Raw genomic sequence first — 6,779 nt, forward strand, 5'->3', positions numbered from 1 at the left:
GAGTCAATTACGCGTGCCCTGGCAAGGGCACGCCAGTCAGCATTGTTCCGTCTATCGTGTGTGCCTGTCTAGAACAACGTCTTTCTACCGCGCAGTTGTACGCGCCGCCCGCGCCAGCAACCGGGCGGGCGAATCAGGCGATCGAGTTATGGTTTCAACGCGAGCTTCACGACACCGTCACGTTGATGGCCAAAGAGGTCATAGGCCGCAACCACATCATCGAGCGAGTAAGTATGCGTAACGAGGTGGTCAAGCTTGATGCGCTGGGTCGACGCTACGTTCAGAAGGCGCCGCATCCGCTCTTTGCCACCGGGGCAAGTCGATGTCACGATTCGTTTGTTCGCCAGCCCCGCACCGAAGCCATCCAGCGGGATGGGAATGCTCTTCGAGTAGATACCCACGCTTGAGATCGTTCCGCCTGGTCGCGTAACGTTGACACAAGTGCCGATTGTTTCGTCGCGCCCCAGACACTCGAGCGCTACATCCGCTCCCACCCCCTGCGTCAACTTCATCACCTCTTCTACCACATCGCATTTCGTCGGATTCAAGACGATGTCGGCGCCCATCGCTTTCGCCTTCTCGAGACGGGCCTCGACAGGATCGACCGCAATGACGAGTCCCGCGCCCATCAACCGGGCTCCGCTTGTTGCGCAAAGTCCGATAGGTCCTTGTGCTACGACCACGACAACATCGCCAATTTTCACACCTGCGGACTCAGCTGCGGAGAAACCCGTGCTAACGATATCGGGGATCAGCAGCACGTCCTCGTCAGTCAAATTGTCCGGAATCAGCGCCAAGTTGGCTTGTGCGTCAGGCACGACGAAGTATTCCGCCTGACAGCCATCCAGATAATTGCCAATTTTCCAGCCCCCAGCGACCTTCCATCCGGTGGGAGACCGACTACCGCATTGAGAATGAAAGCCCGTCAGACAAGACGAACACACGCCGCAGGGCGTCACAGCCGCGCACAAAACGCGCTGCCCTTCTTCGTAGCCTTTTACCTGCGAGCCAAGCTTTTCAATGATCCCGATTGGCTCGTGACCCAGGGTGAGCCCCCTCTCGACCGGGTACTCGCCCTTGAGGATATGAATGTCGGTTCCGCAGATCGTCGTCGTCGTGATACGGACCAGAGCATCGGTGGGTCCAATATCCGGAATCGGCTTGTGCTCAAGCGCGATCCGACCGGGTTCGACAAACACAGTTGCTTTCATCTTGGCCATGTGGGCTCCTCCGTTTCGACATGCTGCGCCCGTAACTCGGGCGCAACGTTCATCAGACGACCGGCAACCGGAAGAGTGGTGCCCCGTCTCGGAGCGCTGTTTATCTACCGATCACTGATCGATCGATAAATTGTAGTTCAACGCGTTGAACGAGGGCACTGGTCGTACGTCAGTGTTTACCCTGTCTTCATCACCGAAATAGATGCTTGACGCCCCCCTATCGTCAGCCCCTGCTATATTTTGCTTTAATGATCGATCATTCAATAAGAGATTCAACATGCCACGGCAGAACCCCACCGAATTGTCATCAACTTCGTCATCGAGGGTGAAGCAGGTCGAGCAGTCGTTGACTGTCGGACCCGGCCGCCGCTTGCCTCCGGAGGAGCGGGAACAGCAGATTGTCGACAAGGCCGTCGAGCATTTTGCAACCCATGGCTTTTCTGGCAGTACTCGCGAACTCGCGAAGCAGATCGGCGTGACTCAACCCCTGCTCTATCGCTATTTTCCGAGCAAGGAGGCGCTGATCGACCGCGTGTATAGCGAGGTCTACCAATGGGATTCGGCATGGGAAAAGCTGATTGCTGACCGCAGCATTCCGCTGCAGGAGCGTCTGTGCTCCCTCTACACGGCGTATTCGCACGTCATCCTGCGGCGCGAGTGGATCCGCACATTCATCTTTGCCGGACTGACACGGGAAGGCCTCAATACGCGGTACCTCGACAAGTTGCGCGAGCGTATCTTCCGTCCCGTGATGGCCGAGATCCGCGAGGCGTACAAACTCCCGGCACCGGCATCTGCCGCCGCGCAGGACGCCGAACTCGAACTGATCTGGAGCCTGCACGCTAGCATCTTCTACATTGGAATGCGTAAATGGGTGTATGGGTTGCCCGTGCCCAAAGACCTGGATGCCCACGTGGAACGGCAGATCGACGCTTTCCTCAACGGCACACCGGCTGCCTTGAAGAAGCTGAATGAAAAAGCCGCTCCCCGAAAGACGGCTTCGCCACGGCAGCGTCGTGCCTAAGATCCATCGCAGGCGTTGCGCCGTTTGGACCCGCTGCAGCGACCCGCCCAATGCGATGCTATACCGCGAGAAGTTCCTCCATAGCCTCGGCCGCATACTGGTGTGAACGAAGTCGCGCCTGCGGGTCATAGATGCGGCAATCGATCATCAGTTCGTCTGCGTCTGTTTGATCAATGATGTCGCGAATCCAGACACCAACCTTCGCCTTGTCGCCAGCGACCGTGCAGGCCATGACCTGATTCAGAACGTCGCGCTCATTAGCGGGCAATCCCTGAACGTAGCCGTCCACCGGCTTGGGTAGTTCACCCACGCGTCCCACGTGAAGGTCCAACATCCACTTCCGATGCGAACTTGCCAGGTATTCGGCCTCTTCATTCGTATCCGCCGCGAAAATATTCGCACCAACCATGACATACGGCTCGGAAAGCTGCGTCGACGGACGAAAATTCTCGCGATAGTAAGCGATAGCCTGGTGCAAGAAACGCGGTGCGAAGTGAGAGGCGAACGCATATGGCAGTCCCAGCGCTGCTGCGAGCCCCGCGCCGTACATGCTTGAGCCGAGAATCCAGAGCGGTACGTTGTGCGGGCCGGGAATTGCGCGCACCGGTCGTTTGCCGTTGTCGGCCAGATAGTCCATGACCTCTACGACGTCTTGCGCGAAGTCGCGTTCAGGGGCACCCCGTCTCAACGCTTGGACAGTCGGACCGCCGCTCCCCGGCGCACGCCCCACACCGAGATCGATACGTCCCGGATACAGGCTGTCGAGCGTCCCAAACTGCTCGGCAACAACGAGCGGAGAGTGGTTGGGCAACATGATGCCGCCGGATCCGACGCGCAAGGTCGACGTGACTGATGCGATCTCGCTGATGATCAAAGAGGTGGCTGCGGAGCCTATCCCAGGCATGTCGTGATGCTCGGCCACCCAGTAGCGCCGGAATCCATGCTTCTCTACGTGTCGTGCCAATTGCCGCGACTCGTCCACTGCCTCGGCAAAGCTTTTGTCCTCTCCGATCATTACCAGATCAAGTACCGATAAGCCCGTCATGAATATTCCATTGATGATCTGCAAGTTATAGGTGGCAAAACTACGCGGAGATCTGAGCGAGCAATCCCGACGCGGGCGATCGTGGCTCAAACCCGAGGACTACGCCGCCACCCGTTCGTCGACCAGGAAAGGCGGATAGTCGATGTACCCACGCATCCCTGCACCGTAGAAAGCCTCCCGCTCTGCTTCAGCCAAAGGCCAGCCATGACGCATGCGCTCGACCAGATCTGGATTAGCGATGAACGGTCGACCGAATACGGCCAGGTCGATCTGGCCAGCCTCGAGAGCCTGTCCGGCGGTTTCAGCAGTGAATCCCCCCGCCATGATCAAAGTGCCGCGATAGGCGCCGCGGAACGCCTGGTGGAAGTCAGACGTGCCCAGGTGACTGACATGGACATAGGCCAGGTGCCGTTGCGAAAGCGCTTTGGCAAGGGCGAGCCACGTGTCCTCTTCACCGCTGAACGCATGCAAGTCGTTCAACCGAGCAAAGGGCGATACACGCACCCCAACACGTTCTTTGCCAATTGCCTCCGCGACTACATCGACAGTTTCCAGAAGCAGGCGCAGGCGATTGTCTATTGAACCGCCGCCATAGCGGTCATCGCGGGTGTTGAGGGCACCGTTGATAAACTGCTCGAACAGATACCCATTTCCGGCATGAATTTCGACTCCATCGAAGCCCGCAGCCATCGCATTACGCGCAGCGCTGAGGAAATCGTCGACTACCCGCTGGATACCGGCAATATCTAACGCCGCCGGTGTGCTCGCCGGAACCTGCGCCGGCTTCCCTTCTGCATCGTATGCCTGGACCAGCGTGTCGGCTGCGGCGACAGCCACCGCCGAGACGGGAGCTCGCCCAAACTCCTGCAACGACGTGTGCGAGGCTCGACCGACATGCCAGAGTTGAACAAAAATTCGGCCGCCGGCGCTGTGTACCGCGTCGGTAATTCGCCGCCAACCTGCGATCTGTTCAGCAGTGTGAATGCCGGGCGTGCACAGATAGCCACGTCCCTGGACCGAGACCTGGGTGCTTTCGGTGATGATGAGACCGGCGCCCGCGCGCTGCGCATAGTAAATCGCCGCATGCTCCTGCGGAATGGTGTCGATCGAACGCGCACGTGTCATCGGCGCCATGACAACGCGGTTGGGAAGGCGCAGGCCGGACAGATCGTAAGGGTCAAAGAGGGATGGCATAGATGCTCTCCAACAGCAAACGCAGAACTAGAGTTCAGTGCGTGCAGACTTTAGACATGCGACGGGAAATGCGGCAGAACATCTTCCGCCAGCTCATCCAGGATCTCCGCATACGGCTGGCGACTGACCTTTGGGTTGAGCGCGATGTGTGAGACGCCCGCAGCCTGCGCAACTTCAAGGTAGTCGCGCAGTCCATTGCGACCCGCGCGGAATCCACCCCGGATGCGCTGAAACGGCACATCAGGGTCTTCGCTCAAGTCGAGATAGCCTCCCAATCCCAACGGCTTATACGCATTCGCACCGGCAGCGACGCGTACCTGGGTGCGCCATTCCTCGCCGAGGTCAGTTAGTTGGTCTGGGGTAGGCGCTACCGACAAAAACCCGTCCAGATTGTGCGCAAGCCACTCAATGCTCTGCTGCGCCTGGCCCACACCAATAGCAGGCACTCTCCCGAACGGTGCTTTAGGCACGAGATCCAGAGTGCCGGCCGATCCACCGAATCGTGAAGACTGAAAGCTCGGGAAGTTCTTCTCCGTCAGTGTCCGGAACACCGAAAACGCGTCACGATAGCGCTCCCCCCGAGATTCAAAGTCGATGCCGAGCATCGGGTAGTCGCTGTAGCGATCGCCCGAGGACAGACCGAGCACCAGACGGCCGCCGCTGAGCTGGTCAAGCGACGTAGCTTGCTTGGCGAGGTACATTGGCTCGCGCGTCGGCAGCACAATGCCCGTGGTACCCAACGCAATGCTGCGAGTCGCTGCGGCGAGGTAAGCAATGTAGACCATCGGCTCGAACACCTGGGCGACGTCGCCATATTTTGGATCGTAGAAGGGCACATCACGCATCCACAGCGCGCCAAAGCCTAATGCTTCAGCGCGCTGCGCCATCTGAACGTGGTCGTGCATCGTCGGTGCCGGGCGTCCCGGGTGCGTTTCCAGTGGCAGGATCAGACCGATGGTCAGTGCATCGGGTCTAAACAGGCGTTGAAAGCCTGGGTGCTGCTGCAACGTGGGATGAGGTCTCGTTAAATCAGAAGGACGCTCATTTGGTGAAAGGCGCGAGATCGCCGGCGCGACAGCCCCGGTCTGCGGCATGGAGACAGTTGAGACAGTCATGGTTAGTGGAAACAGGGATTAACGATGAAGGCAGTTTCATTGATTCCTCGATGAAGATAAATGGGTCTCAACGCCCCTCACCCGGTCCTACATTTCCCCAATCCGTTCACTCCCGCTCGAACTGCGATCTTCCGCATAAGAGTATCGGTAGCACCCCGCGCCCGCCCGCCGTGGCGACGACGAACTCGCAGTGAGGTATCCGCTCTATTCGCTCGCGTCTTCAGAGTGCGTTTGCCGTATGGTCGTCCCCTCATAGGGGAAAGCTGATCCTCAATCTTCCACCTATGATTTGCTTTCTTCGCAACCGGGATTCACGGCACTCAAGACTCTCCACAAATCGAGGGTGGACGAAGCCCTGACGCCCCTACCGGAATCAACACCATGAGTTCCCGTCGACCCCTTCTTGAACTGTTGGCCGCCTTCTGCGATACGTGGGCGGGTCGACCATCTTTGCCGGCAACAGATCTGTTTTCCGAGTCGGTCCAGTTATCGAGCAGCCATAGAGGAAACGCATTGGGACGAGAACAGGTTCTCGCTGCGCTACGCAGCGATATCACAGCCTTCCAGTCCGTGCAAATTTTCTCATCCAATCGCGTGCCGCGTGCTCGCGGCACAGAACAGATGGTCGGTGCATATATTTATGGCGAGGCACACAAGGAGACCGGTGCGACAGACATACAGTCTGTTTCATTTGGCGGCCTGTTGATCCTGTCATTTGAGAGCGCCGCCGACCGGATACGTATACGCGAAATCCGCTTGCAACTCCACTGGGTCCAGGGCGATGTGAGCGCACTAGCGACCTGGACCTTGCCAACGATGGACCGGGCCTGGAAACCCGGTGATCCGCCAGCCGTCGTGGTCAGTGAACTGGATGCGCCCTGGCATCGGGTACCGGTCTCCGATCTCCCGGGCAGCAGTGAAGATGCCATCGCCGAAGTATGGTATCGCTATGCTTGGGCCCTGGATCAGGCCGACTTCATGCTGTTCAATGAAAGCTTCAGTGAACACGTGCAAGCTGAACTCACCCCGATGGGGCGCATGAACGGTCGCCGCGAGCTAATTGCCACGCTCAAGGCATTCCGCATGCCTTGGCCCTGGATGAAAGTAAGCCGTCCATCTTTGACGTCTGGCGGTGATCGACTGGAGCGAGGAGCATAGGTGTCCACCAATTTCGAGGTGGA

Annotated in this window: 6 protein-coding genes; 2 read left to right on the top strand and 4 right to left on the bottom strand. The window is 58.6% G+C overall.

What is annotated here, in order from left to right; translation table 11 throughout:
* Positions 1 to 146: 146 nt before the first annotated feature.
* The gene (locus AWB78_RS36350; RefSeq protein ID WP_062611553.1) at positions 147 to 1,220 is read right to left on the bottom strand and encodes a zinc-binding dehydrogenase; all 1,074 of its coding nucleotides are present in this window, start codon (positions 1,218 to 1,220) and stop codon (positions 147 to 149) included.
* A gap of 277 nt (positions 1,221 to 1,497) precedes the next feature.
* Here AWB78_RS36350 and AWB78_RS36355 point away from each other — a divergent pair, with 277 nt between their 5' ends.
* Positions 1,498 to 2,244: a TetR/AcrR family transcriptional regulator gene (locus AWB78_RS36355; RefSeq protein ID WP_082883554.1), complete on the top strand. Its 747-nt coding sequence runs from the start codon at positions 1,498 to 1,500 to the stop codon at positions 2,242 to 2,244.
* A 58-nt stretch (positions 2,245 to 2,302) separates the two neighbouring features.
* Here the strand turns inward: AWB78_RS36355 and AWB78_RS36360 are convergent, their stop codons facing one another.
* From AWB78_RS36360 to AWB78_RS36370, 3 genes are all read right to left on the bottom strand, one after another.
* Entirely contained in the window at positions 2,303 to 3,289 is a 987-nt protein-coding gene (locus AWB78_RS36360) for an LLM class flavin-dependent oxidoreductase (protein ID WP_062611554.1), read from the bottom strand.
* Positions 3,290 to 3,388: 99 nt separating this feature from the next.
* Positions 3,389 to 4,483: an alkene reductase gene (locus tag AWB78_RS36365; RefSeq protein ID WP_062611555.1), complete on the bottom strand. Its 1,095-nt coding sequence runs from the start codon at positions 4,481 to 4,483 to the stop codon at positions 3,389 to 3,391.
* 50 nt (positions 4,484 to 4,533) lie between these two features.
* Positions 4,534 to 5,577: an LLM class oxidoreductase gene (locus tag AWB78_RS36370; RefSeq protein WP_082883556.1), complete on the bottom strand. Its 1,044-nt coding sequence runs from the start codon at positions 5,575 to 5,577 to the stop codon at positions 4,534 to 4,536.
* A gap of 534 nt (positions 5,578 to 6,111) precedes the next feature.
* On the opposite strand from AWB78_RS36370, the gene AWB78_RS36375 reads away from it, so the two are divergent.
* Positions 6,112 to 6,756 (top strand): nuclear transport factor 2 family protein, encoded by a 645-nt coding sequence (locus tag AWB78_RS36375; RefSeq protein WP_232478018.1) that lies wholly within the window; start codon positions 6,112 to 6,114, stop codon positions 6,754 to 6,756.
* Positions 6,757 to 6,779: the final 23 nt, after the last annotated feature.

It is taken from the genome of Caballeronia calidae (genome assembly GCF_900044055.2).
Classification (GTDB): domain Bacteria; phylum Pseudomonadota; class Gammaproteobacteria; order Burkholderiales; family Burkholderiaceae; genus Caballeronia; species Caballeronia calidae.

What these genes read in the sequence shown, in the direction of transcription:
- AWB78_RS36350 (WP_062611553.1), bottom strand. Translation starts at nt 1,220, where the DNA reads ATGGCCAAGATGAAAGCAACTGTGTTTGTCGAACCCGGTCGGATCGCG.
- AWB78_RS36365 (WP_062611555.1), bottom strand. Translation starts at nt 4,483, where the DNA reads ATGCCATCCCTCTTTGACCCTTACGATCTGTCCGGCCTGCGCCTTCCC.
- AWB78_RS36370 (WP_082883556.1), bottom strand. Translation starts at nt 5,577, where the DNA reads ATGCCGCAGACCGGGGCTGTCGCGCCGGCGATCTCGCGCCTTTCACCA.
- AWB78_RS36355 (WP_082883554.1), top strand. Translation starts at nt 1,498, where the DNA reads ATGCCACGGCAGAACCCCACCGAATTGTCATCAACTTCGTCATCGAGG.
- AWB78_RS36360 (WP_062611554.1), bottom strand. Translation starts at nt 3,289, where the DNA reads ATGACGGGCTTATCGGTACTTGATCTGGTAATGATCGGAGAGGACAAA.